This is a genomic window from Photobacterium sp. 1_MG-2023 (genome assembly GCF_030547945.1).
GTDB lineage: Bacteria > Pseudomonadota > Gammaproteobacteria > Enterobacterales > Vibrionaceae > Photobacterium.
This window is the reverse complement of sequence record NZ_JAUORR010000002.1, coordinates 90,850-113,017: the sequence shown is the minus strand read 5'-3', so window position 1 is coordinate 113,017 and position 22,168 is coordinate 90,850. Positions and strand designations below refer to the sequence as shown.

The 22,168-nt window shown below is 50.1% G+C and carries 18 protein-coding genes; 14 read left to right on the top strand and 4 right to left on the bottom strand.

Features of this window, described 5'->3' with window-relative positions; genetic code table 11:
• Positions 1-25: 25 nt before the first annotated feature.
• Positions 26-1,672: a phosphoglucomutase (alpha-D-glucose-1,6-bisphosphate-dependent) gene (gene pgm, locus Q4579_RS02295; protein WP_303561311.1), complete on the top strand. Its 1,647-nt coding sequence runs from the start codon at positions 26-28 to the stop codon at positions 1,670-1,672.
• An 88-nt stretch (positions 1,673-1,760) separates the two neighbouring features.
• Here the strand turns inward: pgm and Q4579_RS02290 are convergent, their stop codons facing one another.
• The gene (locus Q4579_RS02290) at positions 1,761-2,570 is read right to left on the bottom strand and encodes a DUF1853 family protein (protein WP_303561310.1); all 810 of its coding nucleotides are present in this window, start codon (positions 2,568-2,570) and stop codon (positions 1,761-1,763) included.
• Between the two features lie 139 nt (positions 2,571-2,709).
• Here Q4579_RS02290 and Q4579_RS02285 point away from each other — a divergent pair, with 139 nt between their 5' ends.
• The gene (locus Q4579_RS02285) at positions 2,710-2,916 is read left to right on the top strand and encodes a DUF2517 family protein (protein ID WP_303561308.1); all 207 of its coding nucleotides are present in this window, start codon (positions 2,710-2,712) and stop codon (positions 2,914-2,916) included.
• A gap of 161 nt (positions 2,917-3,077) precedes the next feature.
• Entirely contained in the window at positions 3,078-3,836 is a 759-nt protein-coding gene (locus tag Q4579_RS02280) for a Nif3-like dinuclear metal center hexameric protein (protein ID WP_303561306.1), read from the top strand.
• Positions 3,837-3,927: 91 nt separating this feature from the next.
• On the opposite strand, the gene Q4579_RS02275 is transcribed toward Q4579_RS02280, so the two are convergent.
• Positions 3,928-5,217: a citrate synthase gene (locus tag Q4579_RS02275; protein WP_303561305.1), complete on the bottom strand. Its 1,290-nt coding sequence runs from the start codon at positions 5,215-5,217 to the stop codon at positions 3,928-3,930.
• Positions 5,218-5,632: 415 nt separating this feature from the next.
• Between Q4579_RS02275 and sdhC the strand changes: the two genes are divergently transcribed.
• The 8 genes from sdhC (at position 5,633) to sucD (ending at position 15,175) form a co-directional block, all read left to right on the top strand.
• Positions 5,633-6,013, top strand: coding sequence for a succinate dehydrogenase cytochrome b556 subunit (gene sdhC / locus Q4579_RS02270; RefSeq protein ID WP_211645774.1), 381 nt, complete (start codon positions 5,633-5,635; stop codon positions 6,011-6,013).
• Positions 6,007-6,354: a succinate dehydrogenase, hydrophobic membrane anchor protein gene (sdhD, locus tag Q4579_RS02265; protein WP_303561302.1), complete on the top strand. Its 348-nt coding sequence runs from the start codon at positions 6,007-6,009 to the stop codon at positions 6,352-6,354. The genes sdhC and sdhD overlap by 7 nt, the downstream gene beginning before the upstream one ends.
• Entirely contained in the window at positions 6,355-8,121 is a 1,767-nt protein-coding gene (gene sdhA, locus Q4579_RS02260) for a succinate dehydrogenase flavoprotein subunit (RefSeq protein ID WP_303561301.1), read from the top strand.
• A gap of 14 nt (positions 8,122-8,135) precedes the next feature.
• The gene (locus Q4579_RS02255; protein ID WP_303561300.1) at positions 8,136-8,849 is read left to right on the top strand and encodes a succinate dehydrogenase iron-sulfur subunit; all 714 of its coding nucleotides are present in this window, start codon (positions 8,136-8,138) and stop codon (positions 8,847-8,849) included.
• Between the two features lie 101 nt (positions 8,850-8,950).
• Entirely contained in the window at positions 8,951-11,764 is a 2,814-nt protein-coding gene (gene sucA, locus Q4579_RS02250; RefSeq protein ID WP_303561298.1) for a 2-oxoglutarate dehydrogenase E1 component, read from the top strand.
• A gap of 32 nt (positions 11,765-11,796) precedes the next feature.
• The gene (gene odhB / locus Q4579_RS02245) at positions 11,797-13,008 is read left to right on the top strand and encodes a 2-oxoglutarate dehydrogenase complex dihydrolipoyllysine-residue succinyltransferase (protein ID WP_303561297.1); all 1,212 of its coding nucleotides are present in this window, start codon (positions 11,797-11,799) and stop codon (positions 13,006-13,008) included.
• A gap of 128 nt (positions 13,009-13,136) precedes the next feature.
• Positions 13,137-14,303, top strand: a complete 1,167-nt coding sequence (gene sucC / locus Q4579_RS02240; protein WP_303561296.1) for an ADP-forming succinate--CoA ligase subunit beta — start codon at positions 13,137-13,139, stop codon at positions 14,301-14,303.
• A complete protein-coding gene (sucD, locus tag Q4579_RS02235; RefSeq protein WP_303561294.1) occupies positions 14,303-15,175 on the top strand; it encodes a succinate--CoA ligase subunit alpha in 873 nt (290 codons plus the stop codon). Before sucC ends, sucD begins: the two co-directional genes overlap by 1 nt.
• Positions 15,176-15,480: 305 nt before the next feature.
• Here sucD and Q4579_RS02230 read toward each other — a convergent pair whose 3' ends face one another.
• Positions 15,481-16,029: a hypothetical protein gene (locus Q4579_RS02230; RefSeq protein ID WP_211645766.1), complete on the bottom strand. Its 549-nt coding sequence runs from the start codon at positions 16,027-16,029 to the stop codon at positions 15,481-15,483.
• A gap of 188 nt (positions 16,030-16,217) precedes the next feature.
• Positions 16,218-17,210: a 2-hydroxyacid dehydrogenase gene (locus Q4579_RS02225; RefSeq protein WP_303561292.1), complete on the bottom strand. Its 993-nt coding sequence runs from the start codon at positions 17,208-17,210 to the stop codon at positions 16,218-16,220.
• Positions 17,211-17,387: 177 nt separating this feature from the next.
• Here Q4579_RS02225 and Q4579_RS02220 point away from each other — a divergent pair, with 177 nt between their 5' ends.
• From Q4579_RS02220 to Q4579_RS02210, 3 genes are all read left to right on the top strand, one after another.
• The gene (locus tag Q4579_RS02220; RefSeq protein WP_303561290.1) at positions 17,388-18,707 is read left to right on the top strand and encodes a DUF945 family protein; all 1,320 of its coding nucleotides are present in this window, start codon (positions 17,388-17,390) and stop codon (positions 18,705-18,707) included.
• A 147-nt stretch (positions 18,708-18,854) separates the two neighbouring features.
• Complete coding sequence (locus Q4579_RS02215; RefSeq protein ID WP_303561289.1) at positions 18,855-19,271, top strand: CBS domain-containing protein; 417 nt, start codon at positions 18,855-18,857, stop codon at positions 19,269-19,271.
• Between the two features lie 211 nt (positions 19,272-19,482).
• Positions 19,483-21,963 (top strand): zinc/cadmium/mercury/lead-transporting ATPase, encoded by a 2,481-nt coding sequence (locus Q4579_RS02210; protein ID WP_303561287.1) that lies wholly within the window; start codon positions 19,483-19,485, stop codon positions 21,961-21,963.
• Positions 21,964-22,168: the final 205 nt, after the last annotated feature.

Here is a 22,168-nt window from a genome sequence, read left to right as displayed (position 1 = left end):
TTACTGACGTACAAGGGATATGTTCATGGCGATCCATCCTCGTGCCGGGCAGCGTGCCCGGCAAGAAGACATGCATAACATTCCGGCCCTGGTGGCCAATTATTTTCTGATTGAACCTGAAGCGACAGAACCTGCCCAGCGAGTTGCCTTTGGCACTTCAGGCCATCGCGGCAGTGCTGACAAAGGAACCTTTAATCAGCACCACATTTGGGCCATCGCGCAGGCTGTTGCTGATGTGCGTCGCGAACAAGGGATTACGGGACCGCTTTTCTTAGGCAAAGATACCCATGCGTTGTCAGAACCTGCGTTTCTTACAGCGTTGGAAGTGCTGGTTGCCAATGACGTCAATGTGATTGTACAGGCGAATCAGGGCTATACACCGACCCCAGGTATTTCTCATGCCATTCTGAGCTATAATCTTTCCCATGCGAATCAGGCAGATGGCATTGTAATTACGCCTTCGCATAACCCACCTCAAGATGGTGGTATCAAGTACAACCCACCGCATGGTGGTCCGGCAGAAGGCGCCGTGACGACCGCGATTGAAGATCGAGCGAACCAGCTGATTGCACATGGACTTGCTGATGTGAAGCGAATCTCTGTGTCTGAAGCGATGGCAAGTTCGCTTGTCGTAGAGCAAGATCTGGTGAAGCCTTATGTGGCTGATCTGGTGAATGTGATTGATATGGCGGCAATTCAGCGAGCAAATCTGAAGCTGGCGGTTGATCCGCTGGGTGGCTCGGGGATTGAATACTGGCGCGACATTGGCCGTCATTACGGTTTGGATCTCACGCTGGTGGATGAATCAATTGATCCGTCTTTCCGGTTTATGAGTCTGGATAAAGACGGTGTCGTACGGATGGACTGTTCTTCCCCTTATGCGATGGCTGGCCTTTTGGCGCACAAAGATCATTATGATCTGGCGTTTGGTAACGATCCAGACTTTGACCGCCACGGCATTGTGACCCCTGCGGGTCTGATGAATCCGAACCATTTTCTTGCGGTGTGTATCGATTATCTCTATCGCCATCGTCCGGACTGGCAGGATAACGTTGCCGTGGGCAAAACGCTGGTTTCCAGTGCGATCATTGACCGTGTTGTCGCTGATTTAGGCCGTGAACTGTGCGAAGTACCGGTTGGTTTTAAGTGGTTTGTTGATGGTCTGTACAGTGGCAAATTGGGCTTTGGCGGTGAAGAAAGCGCTGGCGCTTCTTTCCTCCGTAAAGATGGCACCCCATGGTCCACAGATAAAGATGGCATTTTACTTTGTTTGCTGGCAGCGGAAATTACAGCTGTAACCGGAATGAATCCTCAGCAGTACTATCAGCAATTAACGGACAAGCACGGTGAGTGTTGTTACAGCCGTCTGCAGGCTGTGGCTAATGGTCAGCAAAAATCAGTCTTGAGCCAATTGTCACCAGACATGGTACGGGCTGAAACACTGGCTGGTGATGTGATTACTGCTCGTTTGACCCACGCGCCTGGCAACAATGCTGCCATTGGCGGCCTGAAAGTGACGACTGATTCAGGTTGGTTTACGGCGCGTCCTTCTGGCACGGAAGAGATCTACAAGATCTATTGTGAAAGCTTTAAAGGCGAAGCGCACCTTCGTCAGATTGAAGCGGAAGCTCAGGAGATTGTCAGCAAAGTATTTGCAGACGCGGGTCTGTAAGTCTCTGACACACATTACAAAAGCCCGTGGTGTCAGCTGCGGGCTTTTTCGTTGATGCAACAAGCACGATTCATCAGAAAGATTTGGGTCATTGCTTCGCCAGATGCCGATCCCGGTTATGTAATGGCCAATGATCCGGAACAATAAACCAGATCTGTTGATTCTCATCGATACCCTGTGTCGGCACCGTGATTTCTTCCGGGAGTAAGGTCTGGTGTGCTGAGCTAAATGCCGGAGGGGTCAGCCATTCTCTTTTTGTCAGTGCCCGGAGCTGGTTGCCGGTTACCTGACTTTGAAAACACCAGTGACCTGATTGAACGGCAGAATTGATGGGCAAGTCTGACCCCGTTTCTTCCCGGCGAAAATGCTCAAATAGTCTTCCCTGAACGATCAACCGCTGGCATACAGGCTGTCCCAAATCTGCCGCATATTGCGCTTGATAAGCCGGATGATTGGCCATTTCTAACTGATGCTCGACCATTTTTCTAATTTTGTTATCTAGATTGTCTGCAGAGTTGGGTCCCAGCCACCGATGCTGATGCGCCAGATAAAACTTAATCGCAACTTCCCAGTGTTCCAGTTGCGCCTCAATCTTGTTGTAAACCAGAAAATCAATTGCCCCTAAGGTTCTTTTTCCTTCCTGAAGTTGAAGTTCTTCGCCAACGAGCTCGTAATTCGGATGATGTTCGATGAGCTGTTGCCACAACCACTGATAATAGAAGCCAAGCCGTTGGTTGCCCTCGTAGGTCGCCGCTGAGGGAATGATGGCGTTTTTTCTGAATGCTGTTAACCAGTGGTCATCAACCTGATGTTGGATTCCCTGGGTTAACACCGGCATACTCAGCACACTAAAAAAATCTTTCTCGTGCTGATATTGTTTTTTATTTACATGATTCATGAAATTTATCATCAAAATTTAGTCAAATGAGCGAGTTTTACATCTTATTTACAGGGTTTACAAAAAATAAAAGTAGTAAAATTTCACAAATGCGCTAAAGTGAAGAGGTATGACCAGTTAGCTGATACAGGAGGCAACAATGTTTACACGTTTATCTACACAACAAATTATTCTTCGACGGACATTTGTTGTGATTGTGGGAGTCCTGAGTTTTCCTTTTCTGCTCTTGATGCCATCCTCGACGAAAGCGCGTGTTTATAGTTACCTGCATAAAGTGTGGCTGAAAACCAGCACTAAACCTGTTTGGTTGAAGCACTCAGAGCAGGGCGCACAGGAACTCTATTAAGTTTACTGCGTTCAAGCTTACTGGTATTCGTTTTGAAATGCTGCCTCTGGCAGCATTTTTTATCCCTGAAATCTCAACGACAACGTTCTTCTGAGACTGAAGCTGGTTCTACACCACAGGTGTTGGTTACAATCAACTGAAGCGCTCAGAAGGATGTAAGCATGAATAATTTTAAACTCGAGTCGATACTGAATACTTTACTCAGTCCACATTTGATCCGGGATTACTGCCCGAATGGTTTGCAGATTGAGGGACGAGGGGAAGTACAAAAAATTGTTACCGGTGTGACGGCGTGTCAGGCATTAATCGATCAGGCTATCGAACTGAAAGCAGATGCTCTGCTGGTTCATCATGGCTTTTTCTGGAAAAACGAACCGCCTGAAATCCGGGGCATGAAATACCGGCGGATCAAAGCCCTGATCGAACACGGCATTAACCTTTATGCATACCATCTCCCTTTAGATGTTCATCAGGAACTTGGAAATAATGCTCAGTTAGCAGATTTACTGGGGATTAAGTATTTAGGAGGAATGGAACCGGGGAATGCACATCCGGTCGCCGTGTATGGGGAATTGGCAACACCACTGACTGGTGAGCAATTGGCGGCGAGAATTGAAACAGCATTACACCGAAAGCCTTTGCACATTGGCGAAGGTGGCCCTGCTGAGATTAAAACGGTCGGCTGGTGTACGGGCGGCGGTCAGGATTTTATCGATCTGGCAGTTTCGATGGGATGCGATGCTTATATTACCGGCGAGGTTTCCGAACGCACTGTCCATACAGCGCGAGAGCAGGGGATCCATTTTTACAGTGCCGGGCATCATGCGACAGAACGTTATGGGGTTGAAGCTTTAGGGGAGTGGCTGGCGGATGAGCACCACCTTGATGTGACTTTTATTGATATCGATAACCCGGTTTAACGGCCCAGTTCACAATCAATAGCATAAAAAAAGGTTGAGCCTTTGGCTCAACCTTTTTCTGAATCACAAAACAGCGCTTTGCGATTGCAGTTTATTCACGTTCATGCAGCGGTTGGAACTCACGCTGCTTGTGGCCAGTGTACAGCTGACGCGGACGACCAATACGGTTGTTCGGATCACTGTGCATTTCGTTCCAGTGCGCGATCCAGCCGATTGTGCGGGACATCGCGAAGATCACTGTAAACATAGATACTGGAATGCCAATCGCTTTCAGAATAATACCTGAGTAGAAATCTACGTTCGGGTAGAGTTTCTTTTCAATAAAATATTCATCAGACAGTGCGATGCGCTCAAGTTCCATCGCGACATCCAGCAGCGGATCGTCGATCTTCAGCTCTTGCAGCACTTCATGACAAGCCTCGCGCATGACGGTAGCGCGTGGATCATAGTTTTTGTACACACGGTGACCGAAGCCCATCAGACGGAACGGGTCATCTTTGTCTTTCGCACGTTCAATAAACTCAGGAATCTTATCGACACTGCCAATTTCTTCCAGCATTCGCAGACAGGCTTCGTTTGCACCACCATGAGCAGGGCCCCACAGAGAAGCAATACCTGCAGCAATACATGCAAATGGGTTTGCACCGGAAGAACCAGCCAGACGCACTGTTGACGTGGATGCGTTTTGCTCGTGATCGGCATGGAGTGTAAAGATTTTATCCATCGCACGGGCAACAACCGGGCTGACTTCATATTCTTCACATGGTGTAGCAAACATCATGTGCAGGAAGTTTTCAGCGTAATCCAGATCGTTACGAGGATAGATGAATGGCTGACCAATCGAGTATTTGTAACACATCGAGGCCAGGGTCGGCATTTTCGACAACAAACGGAACGCAGTAATCTCGCGGTGCTCGTCGTTGTTGATATCCAGTGAATCGTGATAGAACGCAGCCAGTGCGCCAACCACACCACACATGACAGCCATTGGGTGAGCATCACGACGGAAGCCGTGGAAGAAACTTGCAATTTGCTCATGAACCATGGTGTGACGTGTGACTGTTTTACGGAATTGCTCATATTGCGCGCGGGTAGGTACTTCGCCATAGAGCAGAATGTAACAGACTTCTAAGTAATCAGCGTTATTAGCCAATTGGTCGATTGGATAGCCACGATGAAGCAGCACACCTTTCGTACCATCAATGTACGTAATTTGAGATTCACATGATGCAGTAGCTAAGAAACCAGGGTCGAAAGTAAAGTAGCCCGACGCGCCAAGCTTACGCACATCCAGCACTTCCGGACCTAGTGAGCCCCCGAGAATCGGCAGTTCGACCGGTGCTTTCCCTTCAATATGAAGAGTAGCTTTCTTGTCTGCCATAACAATCTCCTTTGTTATTTTATAATCCTCACCCGAAATCGGATGTGTCGTCTTTGTACAGCTCGGTCAGGATGTTGTCAATTCCTCTTCATGGGAGTGTGCGCTTGTTAATAACTTTAAGTAAAAGCGGGCCTACATCTCAAACCGTGTTAGAGGTCATGTAACAGGGTTTGTAATTGATTGTTGCGAGGCGTATACTCGCCGCAGGTCTCTGGTTCTGCCATCGCCAGAAACAATGATAAAGTTATTAGTAATTTAGCTGCCTGAGCTGAAACGACTTTTGCTTTGCTGTACATAGACTTGTGCTAATTAAGTGTAGCGCAGTTGTTGTGCCTTTGTTGCGCTGTTTTGGCGTACGCATGCCGGAGGTTTTATAAAAATAAAACGCTTCTATGGAGCTGAGTGGGCAAAGACCGTGAAAGTTAACAAGACAAGACCTGTCAACCTCGACCTACAGACGATTCGCTTTCCGCTGACAGCGATCTCGTCTATCCTGCACCGTGTATCCGGCGTGATCACCTTCGTTTCCCTTGCCATCCTTTTATGGCTGCTAAACCTCTCTTTATCTTCTCCTCAGGGATTTGAACAAGCTGCTGCAATTACAGATAGCTACTTTGTCAAATTCATCCTGTGGGGCGTCCTGACCGCACTCTTTTACCACATCGTGCTGGGCATTCGTCACCTCATCATGGAGTTTGGATATTTTGAAGAGCTGGAATCCGGCACAAAAAGCGCAAAAATCAGTTTTGCAATTGTGGCGGTCATGGCAGTGTTTGCAGGAGGCCTGGTATGGTAAATAACGTATCCACCATCGGACGTAACGGTGTCCACGACTTTATTCTGGTCCGTGCTACCGCAATTATCCTTACACTTTACACGATTTATATGGTGTGCTTTTTCGCTTTTGGTCCTGAGCTCACTTATGAAACCTGGACGGCGTTCTTTTCACAGCTGAGTACGAAAGTCTTCACGATGTTGGCTTTAGTCTCCGTCCTCATCCATGGCTGGATTGGGATGTGGCAAGTGCTGACAGACTATATTAAACCCGCGATGCTGCGTGCCGGTCTGTTGCTTGCGATTGTCGCTGTGCTGTTCGTCTATTTGTTTTCTGGTTTCTTTATTGTGTGGGGTGCGTAAGTGAGCATTGCAGTTCGAGAGTTTGACGCCGTCGTAATCGGTGCTGGTGGTGCAGGCATGCGTGCAGCACTACAAATTTCTGAGCAGGGCCTGAAATGTGCGCTGCTGTCTAAAGTATTCCCAACCCGTTCCCATACCGTCTCTGCGCAGGGTGGTATCACCGTTGCTCTGGGTAACTCCCACCCGGATAATTGGGAATGGCATATGTACGATACGGTAAAAGGCTCTGATTACATCGGTGACCAAAACGCGATCGAGTACATGTGTAAGAATGGCCCTCAGTCTGTCATTGAACTGGAGAAAATGGGTCTTCCTTTCTCTCGTTTTGATAACGGCCGTATTTATCAGCGCCCATTTGGCGGACAGTCGAAAGAGTTCGGTGGCGAGCAAGCGGCGCGTACAGCCGCAGCGGCAGACCGTACCGGTCACGCGTTGCTACACACGCTGTACCAGCAAAATGTGAAGCATAAGACCACGATTTTTTCTGAGTGGTATGCACTGGATTTGGTCAAAAACCAAGACGGTGCCATTCTGGGCTGTACCGCGCTGTGTATGGAAACCGGAGAGGTTTGTTACTTCAAATCCAAGGCCACAATTCTGGCTACCGGTGGTGCAGGTCGTATCTATCAGTCAACCACGAACGCACACATTAATACGGGTGATGGTGTCGGTATGGCATTGCGTGCGGGTGTACCCATGCAGGATATCGAAATGTGGCAGTTCCATCCAACCGGTATTGCCGGCGCTGGTGTCCTGGTTACTGAAGGTTGTCGTGGTGAAGGTGGTTACCTGCTGAACAAAGATGGTGAGCGTTTCATGGAACGCTATGCACCGAATGCGAAAGACTTGGCGGGCCGCGACGTTGTTGCCCGTTCAATGATGGTAGAAATCCGTGAAGGCCGCGGTTGCGATGGCCCATGGGGACCACACATTAAACTGAAACTGGATCATCTGGGTAAAGATGTTCTGGAATCTCGTTTGCCAGGCATTCTTGAACTGTCGCGTACCTTTGCGCACGTCGATCCGGTGAAAGAGCCCATTCCTGTGATTCCAACCTGTCACTATATGATGGGCGGTGTACCGACTCAGGTTTCCGGACAAGCCATTAAGCAAAACGCAAATGGTCAGGACGAAGAAGTTCAGGGCCTGTTTGCCTGTGGTGAAATCGCATCCGTATCTGTGCATGGTGCGAACCGCCTGGGCGGCAACTCTCTGCTTGACCTGGTTGTATTTGGTCGTGCGACTGGCCTGCATCTGGGTGAAACTCTGGCAGCTCAAGCTGAAGCGCGTCCGGCAACAGAATCTGACATCGAAGCTTCCCTGACGCGTCTGAACCGCTGGAACAGCACGCAAAAAGGCGAAGATCCGGTACAAATCCGTAAAGATCTGCAATCTTGCATGCAAAACAACTTCTCGGTATTCCGTGAAGGTGCTGCGATGGCAGAAGGTCTGAACCAGCTGAAAGAAATCCGCGAGCGTTTGAAAGAAGCGCGTCTGGATGATACTTCAAGCGAGTTTAACACCCAGCGTGTTGAATGCCTGGAACTGGATAACCTGATGGAAACTGCGTATGCAACCGCTGTGGCTGCAAACTATCGTACGGAAAGCCGTGGTGCGCACGCCCGTTTCGACTTCCCGGATCGTGACGATGCAAACTGGCTGTGTCATTCCATCTATAACCCTGAGACAGAGCAAATGTCGAAGCGTGATGTCAATATGACCCCAGTTCATCGTGAAGCATTCCCGCCGAAAGCGCGGACATACTAAGGGAGGTAAACAACATGAAACTGAATTTCTCGATTTACCGCTATAACCCTGATGTCGACAACGCGCCGCACATGAAAGGTTACACGCTGGAAGTGCCAGAAGGCTCAGACATGATGGTTCTGGATGCGCTAATCCTGCTGAAAGAGCAGGATCCATCGCTGGCTTTCCGTCGCTCTTGCCGTGAAGGCGTTTGTGGTTCAGATGGTATCAACATGAATGGTAAGAACGGTCTGGCGTGTATTACACCGCTGTCCGCACTGACCAATCAAAAAACGATTGTCATTCGTCCGCTGCCAGGCTTGCCTGTTATTCGCGACCTGATTATCGATATGGAGCAGTTCTACACCAACTATGCGAAGGTGAAGCCGTTCCTGATTAATGAAGGTGAACATCCGCCAGCGCGGGAAAATTTGCAGTCGCCGGAAGAACGTGCGCATCTGGATGGTCTGTATGAGTGCATCATGTGTGCATGTTGCTCGACGTCTTGCCCGTCTTTCTGGTGGAATCCGGACAAATTTATCGGTCCGGCAGGCCTGCTGGCGGCATATCGCTGGTTGATTGACAGCCGGGATACTGCAACAGAAGAACGTCTTTCGGAGCTGGATGACGCATTCAGTGTCTTCCGTTGCCACAGTATTATGAACTGTGTCAGCGTTTGCCCGAAAGGTCTGAATCCGACCAAAGCAATTGGTAATATTCGATCCATGTTGCTTAAGCGTTCGGTGTAATTGAATAGAATTATCGATATGCCAGCCAAGATGATTGGCTGGCTTTTCAGCCCGGTGATGAGCCGGTGCAAGTGGCGATAACAAGTGGTTAAGGGAAAACAATGCAGAACGGCGTTATGAAGGCTTGGCTCGAGTCTTCACATCTGGCTGGCGCCAACGCAACTTACGTAGAAGACCTCTACGAGTTGTATCTAAGCGACCCAGAATTAGTTGACGAAGAATGGCGTCACGTTTTTAGTGAATTGCCTGTTGTGAATGGTGCTGTTGTTGATCAGCCTCATTCACGTGTTCGTGATTACTTCCGGCGTTTAGCGAAAGAAACGACCTTTTTAAGTGCTAGCGTCAGCGATCCTGATGTTGATGCCAAACAGGTGAAGGTATTGCAGTTGATTAACGCATACCGTTTCCGTGGCCATCAGCATGCGAACCTGGACCCGCTGGGATTATGGCAACAGGAAAGAGTTCCTGACTTAGATCCTGCTTACCATAACCTGACAGCGGAAGATTTTGACCAAAGCTTCAATGTAGGTTCCTTTGCCATAGGCAAAGAGACGATGAAGCTGTCTGAGATCTACGACGCGCTCAAAAAAACCTATTGTGGTTCGATTGGCGCTGAGTACATGCACATTACTGATACAGATGAAAAGCGCTGGATTCAGCAGCGTCTGGAATCTGTGGTCGGCCAAGGTACGTTCACTCAGGAAGAGAAAATGACTTTCCTGGATGAGCTGACTGCGGCGGAAGGTCTTGAGCGTTATCTGGGGGCAAAATTCCCGGGGGCGAAGCGTTTCTCACTGGAAGGGGGCGATGCCCTGATCCCAATGATGAAAGAGCTGATCCGGACTGCGGGTCATAGCGGTGCACGTGAAGTCGTGATTGGAATGGCGCACCGTGGCCGTCTGAATATGCTGGTCAACGTGCTGGGGAAAAAACCTCAGGATCTGTTCGACGAGTTTGCGGGCAAGCATGGTGAATCCTGGGGTACCGGTGATGTGAAATATCACCAGGGCTTCTCGGCTGACTTCGCGACACCGGGCGGTGATGTTCACCTGGCACTGGCCTTTAACCCATCTCATCTGGAAATTGTGAACCCTGTTGTTGTGGGCTCTGTGCGTGCTCGTCAGGACCGCTTGGGTGATAAAGATGGCTCAATGGTTCTGCCGATTACCATTCACGGTGACTCTGCGATTGCGGGTCAGGGCGTTGTTGCTGAAACCTTCAACATGTCCCAGTCTCGTGGCTACAAAGTCGGCGGTACGATTCGTATCGTGGTCAACAACCAGATTGGCTTCACCACCTCCAACCCGCTGGACACCCGTTCAACGCAATACTGTACTGATATTGCGAAGATGGTTCAGTCGCCGATTTTCCACGTGAATGCAGACGATCCGGAAGCTGTGGCTTTTGTCACCCGTCTGGCGCTGGATTTCCGTAACGAATTTAAGCGTGATGTTGTCATTGATCTGGTGTGTTACCGCCGCCATGGTCACAACGAAGCGGACGAGCCGAATGCGACTCAGCCGCTGATGTACCAGAAAATCAAGAAACATCCGACGCCACGTAAGATCTATGCCGATGCTTTGGTGGATGAGAAATTCATCGAGGCAGAAACGGCAACCTCACTGGTGAATGAATATCGTGATGCGCTGGATCGCGGCGAGTGTGTCGTGAAAGAGTGGCGTCCGATGAAGCTTCATTCTGTGGACTGGTCTCCGTATCTGGGTCACGACTGGACCGTTGAGTGGCCGAATACCATCGATCGCCAGCGTTTACACGAGCTGGGCCAGCGTGTTTGTCAGCATCCTGACAGCCACAAGCTGCAAAGTCGTGTTCAGAAGCTGTACAACGACCGTCAGTCGATGGTTGCCGGTGAGAAAGCCGTTGACTGGGGTATGGCCGAAATTCTGGCTTATGCAACGCTGGTTGACGAAGGTCACCGTATCCGGTTTACCGGTCAGGATTCCGGTCGGGGCACTTTCTTCCACCGCCATGCGGTACTGCATAACCAGACTGACGCCAGCACTTATATGCCACTGGCGAACATTCATGATAAACAAGGTCCGTTCCAGGTCTTCGACTCAGTTCTGTCTGAAGAAGCGGTTCTTGCATTTGAATATGGTTACGCCACCGCAGAACCAGGCGGTCTGACGATCTGGGAAGCACAGTTTGGTGATTTCGCCAACGGTGCTCAGGTTGTGATCGACCAGTTCATCAGCTCTGGTGAGCAGAAATGGGGCCGTATGTGCGGTCTGACCATGCTGCTGCCACACGGATATGAAGGCCAGGGTCCAGAGCACTCCTCTGCACGTCTGGAGCGTTATCTGCAGTTGTGTGCTGAACAGAATATGCAGGTTGTCATTCCTTCAACGCCGGCACAGGTGTACCACATGATCCGCCGTCAGGTGCTGCGCCCAATGCGTCGCCCACTGATTGTGATGTCTCCGAAATCCCTGCTGCGTCACCCGCTGTGTACGTCCAGCATGGATGAATTGGCTGATGGTAATTTCCAGCCAGCGATCGGTGAAGTGGATGCACTGGATGCGAAACAGGTGAAGCGTGTTGTGATGTGTTCAGGCAAAGTGTATTACGATTTGCTGGAACAACGCCGCAAGCGCGAACAAACCGATGTCGCGATTATTCGGATTGAGCAACTGTATCCGTTCCCGAAAGAGGACGTTGAAGCTGCACTGGCGGACTATCAGCATGTCACCGATTTCGTTTGGTGTCAGGAAGAGCCGCAAAACCAGGGGGCCTGGTACAGCAGCCAGCATAACTTCCGTGCCGCCCTGCCTGCAGGTACGCAACTGACATACGCCGGCCGACCTGCATCCGCATCGCCTGCCGTTGGTTATATGTCAGTACACTTGAAACAACAGAAAGCGTTGATTGACGACGCATTGAACACAGAACAATAAACCCAGAGCTGGAACAAAAAGGACAAACTGAGATGACAATCGAAATTCTGGTTCCCGATTTACCTGAATCAGTAGCAGATGCAACCGTAGCAACCTGGCACAAAAAACCGGGTGATGCAGTGAGCCGTGACGAAGTTCTGGTCGATATCGAAACTGACAAAGTCGTGCTGGAAGTGCCAGCGCCTGAAGATGGCATTCTGGAAGCGATTTTTGAAGAAGAAGGTACCACGGTACTAACCAAGCAGCTGCTGGGTAAGATCAAAGCTGGCGCAGTCGCCGGTGAACCAACCAAAGATGTGCCTGCAAGTGCTGAAGCCTCTCCGAACAAGCGTTCAACCGCGTCATTGTCTGAAGAGACCAGCGATGCACTGAGCCCTGCTGTTCGCCGTCTGATCAGCGAGCATGGCATTGATGCATCCGCTGTGAAAGGCTCTGGCGTGGGTGGCCGCATCACTCGTGAAGACGTTGAAGCCTTCGTGAAAGGTGGCAAATCTTCGGCTGCAGCACCCGCAGCTGAAGCGAAAGTGGAAGCTCCACTGGCGCACCGCAGCGAAAAACGCGTACCGATGACTCGTCTGCGTAAGCGTGTGGCAGAGCGTCTGCTGGAAGCGAAGAACAGCACTGCGATGCTGACGACCTTCAACGAAGTCAACATGAAGCCAATCATGGATCTGCGTCAGCAGTACAAAGACATTTTTGAAGAGCGTCACGGCATCCGTCTGGGCTTTATGTCTTTCTACGTGAAAGCTGTGGTTGAAGCGCTGAAGCGTTTCCCTGAAGTGAATGCATCCATTGATGGTGATGATATTGTTTATCACAACTTCTTTGATGTGAGCATCGCTGTGTCTACGCCACGTGGTCTGGTGACTCCTGTCCTGCGTGACTGCGACAAGCTGAGTCTGGCTGAGATTGAAAAGGGCATCCGTGAGCTGGCAATCAAAGGCCGTGACGGTAAGCTGACTGTGGATGAACTGACCGGCGGTAACTTCACCATTACCAATGGTGGCGTCTTCGGTTCACTGATGTCTACACCAATCATCAACCCGCCACAGGCTGCGATTTTGGGTATGCACAAAATCCAGGACCGTCCAATGGCGGTGAATGGTAAGGTCGAAATCCTGCCAATGATGTACCTGGCACTGTCCTATGACCACCGTCTGATTGATGGTAAAGAGTCTGTAGGCTACCTGGTAACGATTAAAGAGCTTCTTGAAGACCCAACACGTCTGCTACTGGACGTGTAAACCGCGCTGAAGCTGCCGCCACCTGAATTGGTGGCGGTATTCAGCCGGAATGACTGAAGAAGAAATACCCAAGAGTATTTCAATGGATATAACACGTCCCACAGGGATTAGATAACGGATAGAACATAATGAATCTGCACGAATATCAGGCAAAACAACTTTTTGCTGAGTATAGCCTGCCAGTTCCTGAAGGCTATGCATGTGATACCCCACAAGAAGCTGCGGAAGCGGCTGGTAAAATTGGCGGCAACAAATGGGTTGTCAAATGTCAGGTTCACGCGGGCGGCCGTGGTAAAGCGGGCGGCGTTGAGCTGCACGACAATAAAGAAGGCATCAAAGAATTCGCACAAAAGTGGCTGGGTAAAAACCTGGTGACTTATCAAACAGACGCAAACGGTCAGCCAGTGACAAAAATTCTGGTTGAAGAAGCGTCGAACATCGCCAATGAACTGTACCTGGGTGCAGTGGTCGACCGTGGTACACGCCGTATTGTGTTCATGGCATCGACTGAAGGTGGTGTAGAAATCGAGAAAGTTGCGGAAGAAACGCCGGAACTGATCCACAAAGCTGCCATTGATCCACTGGTTGGCCCTCAGGCTTATCAGGGTCGTGAGCTGGCATTCAAACTGGGCCTGAAAGGCGATCAAATCAAACAGTTCACCAAGATCTTCATGGGTCTGGGTGAGATGTTTGCCCGCTACGATCTGGCGCTGTTGGAAATCAACCCGCTGGTCATCACCGGCGACGGCAACCTGCTGTGTCTGGACGGTAAAATCAACATCGACTCCAATGCGATGTACCGTCAGCCAAAACTGCGTGAAATGCACGATGCTTCTCAGGAAGATGCCCGTGAAGCACACGCAGCACAGTGGGAACTGAACTATGTTGCTCTGGACGGTAACGTTGGCTGTATGGTCAATGGTGCTGGCCTGGCGATGGGTACAATGGACATCGTGAACCTGCACGGTGGCAAACCTGCAAACTTCCTGGATGTTGGTGGCGGTGCAACGAAAGAGCGCGTCGCAGAAGCATTCAAGATCATCCTGTCTGATGACAACGTCAAAGCGGTTCTGGTGAACATTTTCGGTGGGATTGTCCGTTGTGACATGATTGCTGAAGGCATCATCGGCGCTGTGAAAGAAGTTGGCGTGACAGTTCCGGTTGTGGTTCGTCTGGAAGGGACGAATGCGGATCTGGGACGTGAAGTGCTGGCGAAATCAGGTCTGGATATCATTGCAGCTGAGTCGCTCACAGACGCTGCTCAGAAAGTTGTTGCTGCTGCGGAGGGCAAATAATGTCTGTATTAATTAACAAAGATACCAAAGTAATTTGCCAGGGCTTCACTGGCGGCCAGGGTACTTTCCACTCTGAGCAGGCAATTGCATACGGTACACAAATGGTTGGTGGTGTGTCTCCGGGTAAAGGTGGTACAACGCATCTGGGTCTGCCTGTGTTCAACACAGTCCGTGAAGCCGTTGAAGCGACGGGCGCAACAGCAACCGTGATCTATGTGCCAGCACCTTTCTGTAAAGATGCCATTCTTGAAGCGATTGACGCGGGTATCGAGCTGATCGTGACGATCACAGAAGGCATCCCGACAACGGACATGATTGATGTGAAAGTGAAGCTGGATGAAGCTGGCGTTCGCATGATTGGTCCAAACTGCCCGGGTGTGATTACGCCGGATGAGTGCAAAATCGGCATCATGCCTGGTCACATTCACAAGAAAGGTAAAGTCGGTATCGTATCTCGTTCAGGTACACTGACTTATGAAGCCGTGAAGCAGACCACAGATGAAGGCTTCGGCCAGTCAACCTGTGTTGGTATCGGTGGTGACCCGATCCCAGGTTCAAACTTCATTGATATTCTGAAGCTGTTCCAGGAAGACCCAGAGACAGAAGCGATCGTGATGATCGGTGAAATCGGTGGTACCGCAGAAGAAGAAGCCGCAGCGTTTATTAAAGAAAATGTAACTAAGCCTGTTGTTTCTTATATCGCTGGTGTGACTGCACCTCCGGGTAAACGTATGGGCCACGCAGGGGCGATCATCTCTGGCGGTAAAGGGACTGCGGAAGACAAGTTCGCAGCACTGGAATCTGCTGGCGTGAAAACTGTGAAGAGCCTGGCTGAAATCGGTAAAGCACTGCGTGAAGTGACGGGCTGGTAAGTCAGACGTTTTCAGGCAAGATTGAGAAACCCGCCAATTGGCGGGTTTTTTTTCTTTCGCGGTGACTGGCTTGGCACAGCCCTGCCAGACATCATACCAATCGCAGTCAATCACTGGTCATCCTGGCTTGTTCAAATGTTCGATCACTGCGTTAGATTTTTTGATTGTAGAATCACTGCTGATCTAAAAAATCCGCCTTGTTCTCAAACATTTTCCCTGCGCTATTTCTGATCATTGACTTACTTTGACGGGTATAAAAAACCCGGCTCAAGGCCGGGTCTTCAGAAAATCAGGCAATCATGTTGTTAGTATTTGAAGCGTGTAGACAGCATGATTTGGTCGCCGTAGACATCGTTAATCCGGCCTTCAACACCCACTGAGAACAGTTCGGTTGCATGGAAACGGCCATAAACAGAACCGAAGGTTTCTTCGATCTGATGGACATTGATGTGGCCAAGTTTTGCGCCGACTTCAAGTTGCGGACCTAACCATTGACGAACACCCAGGTTGACTTCCATCCCTGTTTTGCCGGTTGTGTCGTTAAACTCGGCTTTATTCTTAATGTTACGCGCTTTCAGTTCACCCGTCAGATCGGCCCAGTTGTTGATTGGTGCATGGAAACCAACACCCAGAGCAATATCCCAATCGCTTTCGAATTCAGAATCAATGCTACCCGTGAAATGAGCATTTGGATGAATAGACTTGCTGAAGCCTGCACCGTAAGTCAGCGGGCTCATACCAATTCTGACTTCAGTATAGTCGTAGCTGAAGTTACTCATAGTATTTGCCGAGTTAGCTTGTGCTGCGGAAACACATGACAGCATCAGTGCAGCAGCGATAAACGATTTACGCATAAATCTTGATCCAAAGAACAAAAAAGAATTGGGACATTTTAATCAACTCGCTCCGCCAATAACAGTTTGTCTGGGGATTAAGTGCAGCCATCCGGAGACAATCGCGTAAAAATGTAGCAAAAATCACATATTTGTGATCATTGACATGGTTTTCAAGAAACAAAAATTCTTAAACGACTGTCCATTTTTTATTGAATTAATTCATTGCCTGATTTTGTGCCCTGCGCAAAAAGGTGCAAATTCGACAAGGTTGTATCCGCGATATTGCCCAGCGCTTCTTCTGTTAAGAACGCCTGATGCCCGGTAAAGAGCACGTTATGGCATGAAGACAGACGACGGAAGACATCATCCTGAATAACGTCATTCGATTTGTCTTCAAAAAACAGATCTTTTTCGTTCTCGTAAACATCGACGCCCAGCGCGCCAATCTTCTGGCTTTTGAGGGCTTCGATTGCATCTTTCGAATGGATCAGTTCTCCCCGGCTGGTGTTGATAATCATCACACCATCTTTCATTTTGCTGAAAGCGGCAGCATCCAGCATGTGGTAGTTTTCTTTGCTCATCGGACAGTGCAGCGTAATCACATCGGCCTGAGCGTAGATATCATCGAGAGAGGTGTAGGTTGCACCCAGTTTGAGGGCTTCCGGGTTTTCAAATGGGTCATATGCCAGTATGTTCATCCCCAGACCTTTCAGGATATGCATAGTCGCAATTCCAATCCTGCCGGTGCCAATCACGCCCACGGTGCGGCCATAGAAATTAAAGCCGGTTAAACCGTCCAGCGAAAAATTCGCATCCCGGGTGCGCTGATAGGCGCGGTGGATTTTCCGGTTGAGGCTGAGCATGAGGCCCACGGTATGTTCAGCAATCGCTTGCGGGGAATATGCAGGCACCCGAACGGCCTGGACACCGTAGAGTTTGGCTGCTTCCAGATCGACTTTGTCAAATCCGGCACAACGCATGGCAATGATCCGGACACCGAACAGCGACAGGGCCTCAATGACAGGTTTACTCAGATCATCGTTCACAAAAGCGCAGACTGCATCGAAACCGTGTGCCAGCTTGGCGGTTTGCAGATTCAGTTGGATATCAAAGAAATCCAGATCCAGCTGGAATTGCTGATTACTTTTATGAAATGAAATCTGGTCGTACTTTTTAGCACTGAACACGGCGACTTTCATCGGGGGCTCCAAGACAAGTAAAAATGTGATCTTGCCAAACTTTCCCACAGACGGTGCGGGATGACAAGCGGAATAGTTTTTGTGTTCAAGTCATAAAAGTGATTGATCCATAGAGCAAAGATAAGGTTTGTAATACACTCTTTGCATCAATTCTGTAATTAATACTTGGATATATCAATGTTAGGAAAAGTGGGTGCGGTCGCAGGCGCTGTTGCCGTCGCTTTATGCTGGCCTTTGGCTGTGGGTCAGATCGGAGAGCGAATTTTTCAGGACACCGTGGGTGAATACGACAGCCCTTATGTTTCGGTAACCACGGAAAGCTATGACCGGGGTTATCTCGAGTCTCATGCGGTGTCGAAAATTGCCGTGAAATCCAGCTGGAAAGAATTGTTTGAAGAGCAGGGCTGGCCGACTGAATGGCAGATTGCTCACGAGATTCATCATGGCCTGTTCGGGATGACGGCGGATAGTACCCTGGTTCTTGATCAGACGGTCACTCCGCAGGTCCATGCCTGGTGGGGCAGCGATGTGGTTCCACTGACGCTGAAAACATCCACCTCCCTTACCCGGAAAACTGATTTGGCGTTGACGCTGAATCCGTTTGCTTATGATGATCAGGAAGGGAACCGCTTTACGACGCAGCCCCTGACATTCACCGGCAATGTGACTTCGGATGGTCACAGCACATTCGGTTACGCCTTGAAAGACGCTCAGTTGCAGACGGTTGCAAATGAAAGTATGGCACTGAAAGGCTTGCAGGGCGGCGGTCTGGGTTATCTGGATGATGGCTTCTGGATTGGTGATCAGCACCTGAGTGTTGAGTCTCTGGCATTCCGGGATGATCTGTCCGAGATGGCAGTTCAGATGAATACGATTCAGGTGACGACGCTGAATCAGCTGACGGAAGCGAAAAAGGAAACTGAAACGCAACCTGCGGCTTCTGCCTTACTGAATAACAGCAATCAGCTGAGTATTGGTGCCATCACGGGAATGGATGGTCAGGCATACCAGAACTTCAATGTTGAGTTGCTGTTCACCGATCTGGATTACGACGCGTTAACCCGTTTGAGTGTTCTGTCTGATGATATCGAAGGAGAACTGGCGCCGGAGCAACTGGAAGATATTGCATTAGCGCTGGATTTACTGGTGGCGAAGGGGCTGACTTTTAACCTCAAAGATATCAGTCTCTTGGCACCGGAAGGACCACTGAAAGGCAATGTCCGGTTAACTGTACAGCCAGGATTGGCGAGAGCATCGCAAAATCTGGCTCAGATTACGTCTAAGCTCGATGGCGAGATTTACTTTGAAGTGCCGTCGGTACTCATCGATGAAATTTTGGGAGCGGCTTCTCCGACAGAACAACTGGTGGACAGCGGTTTATTGACCCTTCAGGACGACAAAGCGATTTTCTCGGTCAAAATTGAAGGCGATAAAGTCATTTTAGCGAATGGCGATCAATTGCCGCTGGCTATGTTAATGATGTTCTTCCTTTCTTAAGGATGATTCATCGTCAACAGCAATGAATAAAATAGATTTTTTCGATTTAGACTTTTGCCCGAAATCGACGACACTTAAGTTATCGGTGCAGGGAAAACACGCAAGTCCTGCCTGCGAATCCAAAAAGAATCATTCAGGGGGGAATGCATGGAGTCGATTAAAGTCCGAGATTATATGAATGCGCGGCCAGTGACCTTCGAAGCGAACATGTCTTTGTCTAAGGCATTGGACAAAATGCTCACTTCCAAGCAAATCGGCGGTCCTGTCATTGACGAGTACCGTCATGTTGTTGGCTTTGTGTCTGAACAGGATTTTATTCAGAAGCTGTTGAAAGTCGGTTATCACTGTCAGGATACCCACACTGTCGGTGATGTCATGCGAACCGAAGTGCTGACGGTGAGTCCGGATACCAGCATTATTCAGCTGGCGGAAACCATGTCGGCACAGAAACCGAAGTTGTATCCTGTGGTTGAGGGCGGACGTCTGGTTGGGATCATTACCCGACGGAATGTGCTGACAGCCATCAGTGATCAAATTGGTGACTGTTTCAAGCATCCGGTTTAACCCTGCCACTGTGATTGAAAGGCGCTGAACTCAGCGCCTTTTTATTGCCAGCGCTCAACTCTTGCTTATACGGTGGTGATTGTTGTGCAACTTTGCGACATGCCTCTTGACTTGGATTGGAGCAACTCAAAATCCCCTTGACCTTGGAGTTATCTCCAAGGTTTATAGTGAATGCAGAACGCACCGCTAGACTCAAATGGAGGAGAAAGAGATGTGCACACAATGTCACAATAAAAAAATGCATGTTCACAGCGTGAAACCTGTCGGGAATCAAACCAGTGTCCGGGTGGAGCAGGGCGCTTCCTGTTGTACTGAAACAACTGTTGTCTCTACAACCGGTGAATCCGGTGGCTGCTGTAGCGGCGGCTCCGGGGGGGATCCAGAAGACAGTGACCCCGCCGGGCGAACCCAAACAGCTTCTTTGATTGCCGAGACAAAACCATCGTCTTTGTCGAGAATCAACCACCTCAAACCTTCCCGAATGACGGCTGAAGCAGCGCTTTCAGTATCAGTACCATTTGCCAAATCATCTTCTCAACCCTCTGCTACACATGCCACATCACCGGCCAGTGATTCGTCACAGCCTAAATTCAGTTGGCAAATCCAGGGTATGGATTGTCCGAGCTGTGCTGGTAAGCTGGAAAAAGCCATTCTGGCTGTGCGGGGCGTAGAGAGCGCAACCGTGACATTTGCGACTGAAAAGCTGTTTGTGACCGGTGATTCTGACACCCTGATGGCTGATGTAGAGTCGGCAGCGAAAGCAACCGGATTTCCGTTGATTCGTCCAAGTCAGGGGAAAGCAGCGGAAACGGGCCGCTGGATCCAAACCTACGGGATGCTGACGCTGACCGCAGTGATGATTTTTGTCTCGTACCTGATCTCTCTGAAATCAGAGAGCTTTGGGCTGGCAGCATTTACGGCGACGACGCTGGTGGGCTTAGTGCCGATTGCACGAAAAGCATTTCAGCTGGCGAAGCGGGGATCCCCATTCTCCATTGAAACCCTGATGAGTGTTGCCGCACTCGGCGCGTTATATCTCGGGGAAACGGCGGAAGCGGCCATGGTCTTGCTGCTGTTCTTACTCGGAGAGCAACTGGAAGGATATGCTTCCGCCCGTGCCCGGAGTGGCGTGAAAGCCCTGATGGCGCTGGTGCCGGAAACTGCCAGACGGGTGGAAGCCAATGGTGACTTAACCGAAGTCCCCGCGGATCAACTGCGTCCGGGAGATATTATTGAAGTGGCACCGGGCGCCCGCTTACCGGCAGATGCGGTGTTACAGGATCCGACTGCCAGTTTTGATGAAAGTGCAATGACGGGAGAATCTCTGCCTGTGGAACGCCTGGCAGGGGATACGGTGCTGGCGGGCTCTTTGTCAGTCGAACATCTGGTTCGCCTGAAGGTGACGTCTGAACCCGGAGAAAATGCCATCGATCGGATTCTGCATCTGATTGAGAATGCCGAAGCCAGCAAAGCGCCGATTGAACGTTTTATTGACCGGTTCAGCCGCTGGTACACCCCAGCGATGATCTTACTGGCGGCGCTGATTGTTCTGATCCCGACCGTGATTTTCGGTCAGTCCTGGGATGAATGGCTGTACAAAGGTCTGACACTCTTACTGATTGCCTGTCCGTGTGCGCTGGTGATTTCAACCCCGGCGGCGATTACTTCGGGTTTAGCGGCGGCAGCCCGTCGCGGGGCCTTAATTAAAGGCGGGGCCGCGCTGGAACAACTGGGACAGGCTGAAGTGATTGCGTTTGATAAAACCGGAACTTTAACGCAGGGAAAACCTCAGGTGACCGACATTCTGGCCTGGGAAGGCACAGAATCTGAATTGCTGGCGCAATCGGCTGCTGTCGAAATGGGCTCACTGCATCCGTTGGCGAGCGCGGTGATTGAAAGGGCAAATCAGCACGGGATTAAGGTCCCACAGGCTGAACTGCGCAAAGCTCTTCCGGGCCGGGGTGTGCAAGGTCAGGTAGGAGGCAAAGTGATTCAACTACTGGCGCCGGATCGGCTCGACCGTCAGATTGTCCTGACCACTGTGCAGCAGCAAGCCGTTGATCAACTGAGCGATGCAGGAAAGACCCTGGTGGTCGTGTTGCGCGATGACCAACCTGTGGGCTTGATCGCCTGGCGGGATAACTTACGGGAAGATGCGAAGCAGGCTGTTCAGCGTCTGAAAAATATGGGCGTGAATTCCCTGATGCTGACCGGAGACAATCCGCGGGCTGCAACGGCGATTGCCTCTGAAGTGGGGATGGATTTCCGAGCAGGTCTGTTGCCTGAAGATAAAGTACGCGAAGTGGCACAATGGAGCCAGAATCATCGGGTGGCCATGGTTGGTGACGGTATTAACGATGCGCCAGCTATGAAAATGGCTCATGTTGGCGTGGCCATGGGAAGCGGAACGGATGTGGCGCTGGAAACGGCCGATGCGGCTTTGACGCACAATCGCCTGAGTGAGTTGCCAGAGATGATTCTGCTGTCTCGCAAAACGCTGGCCAATATCCGTCAGAACATCAGTCTGGCCTTGGGGCTCAAACTGATTTTCCTGGTGACGACTTTGCTAGGGTGGACCGGCCTTTGGCTGGCTGTGCTGGCAGACAGTGGCGCCACAGCGCTGGTGACGGTCAACGCCTTGCGATTACTCAGGTTTAAACCCGAATCGTCGGAGACGGATGTCTCTGGCTAATACCAATCGCAGTAAATAACTGGTCATCCTAGCTTGCTAAAATATTCGATAACTTCGTTAGATTTTTTGATTGTAGAATAACTACTTATCTAAAAAATCCGCCTTGTTCTCAAACATTTTTCCGGCGCTATTTCTGATCATTTACTTACTTTGATTGGTATAACAGTCAAGCATTGGCGTGAAGCCGGTACATGTTGTGCCGGCT

What these genes read in the sequence shown, in the direction of transcription:
- Q4579_RS02210 (WP_303561287.1), top strand. Translation starts at nt 19,483, where the DNA reads ATGTGCACACAATGTCACAATAAAAAAATGCATGTTCACAGCGTGAAA.
- Q4579_RS02215 (WP_303561289.1), top strand. Translation starts at nt 18,855, where the DNA reads ATGGAGTCGATTAAAGTCCGAGATTATATGAATGCGCGGCCAGTGACC.
- sucC (WP_303561296.1), top strand. Translation starts at nt 13,137, where the DNA reads ATGAATCTGCACGAATATCAGGCAAAACAACTTTTTGCTGAGTATAGC.
- Q4579_RS02285 (WP_303561308.1), top strand. Translation starts at nt 2,710, where the DNA reads ATGTTTACACGTTTATCTACACAACAAATTATTCTTCGACGGACATTT.
- Q4579_RS02230 (WP_211645766.1), bottom strand. Translation starts at nt 16,029, where the DNA reads ATGCGTAAATCGTTTATCGCTGCTGCACTGATGCTGTCATGTGTTTCC.
- sucA (WP_303561298.1), top strand. Translation starts at nt 8,951, where the DNA reads ATGCAGAACGGCGTTATGAAGGCTTGGCTCGAGTCTTCACATCTGGCT.
- Q4579_RS02290 (WP_303561310.1), bottom strand. Translation starts at nt 2,570, where the DNA reads ATGAATCATGTAAATAAAAAACAATATCAGCACGAGAAAGATTTTTTT.
- Q4579_RS02275 (WP_303561305.1), bottom strand. Translation starts at nt 5,217, where the DNA reads ATGGCAGACAAGAAAGCTACTCTTCATATTGAAGGGAAAGCACCGGTC.
- pgm (WP_303561311.1), top strand. Translation starts at nt 26, where the DNA reads ATGGCGATCCATCCTCGTGCCGGGCAGCGTGCCCGGCAAGAAGACATG.
- Q4579_RS02220 (WP_303561290.1), top strand. Translation starts at nt 17,388, where the DNA reads ATGTTAGGAAAAGTGGGTGCGGTCGCAGGCGCTGTTGCCGTCGCTTTA.
- sucD (WP_303561294.1), top strand. Translation starts at nt 14,303, where the DNA reads ATGTCTGTATTAATTAACAAAGATACCAAAGTAATTTGCCAGGGCTTC.
- Q4579_RS02255 (WP_303561300.1), top strand. Translation starts at nt 8,136, where the DNA reads ATGAAACTGAATTTCTCGATTTACCGCTATAACCCTGATGTCGACAAC.
- Q4579_RS02280 (WP_303561306.1), top strand. Translation starts at nt 3,078, where the DNA reads ATGAATAATTTTAAACTCGAGTCGATACTGAATACTTTACTCAGTCCA.
- sdhD (WP_303561302.1), top strand. Translation starts at nt 6,007, where the DNA reads ATGGTAAATAACGTATCCACCATCGGACGTAACGGTGTCCACGACTTT.
- odhB (WP_303561297.1), top strand. Translation starts at nt 11,797, where the DNA reads ATGACAATCGAAATTCTGGTTCCCGATTTACCTGAATCAGTAGCAGAT.
- Q4579_RS02225 (WP_303561292.1), bottom strand. Translation starts at nt 17,210, where the DNA reads ATGAAAGTCGCCGTGTTCAGTGCTAAAAAGTACGACCAGATTTCATTT.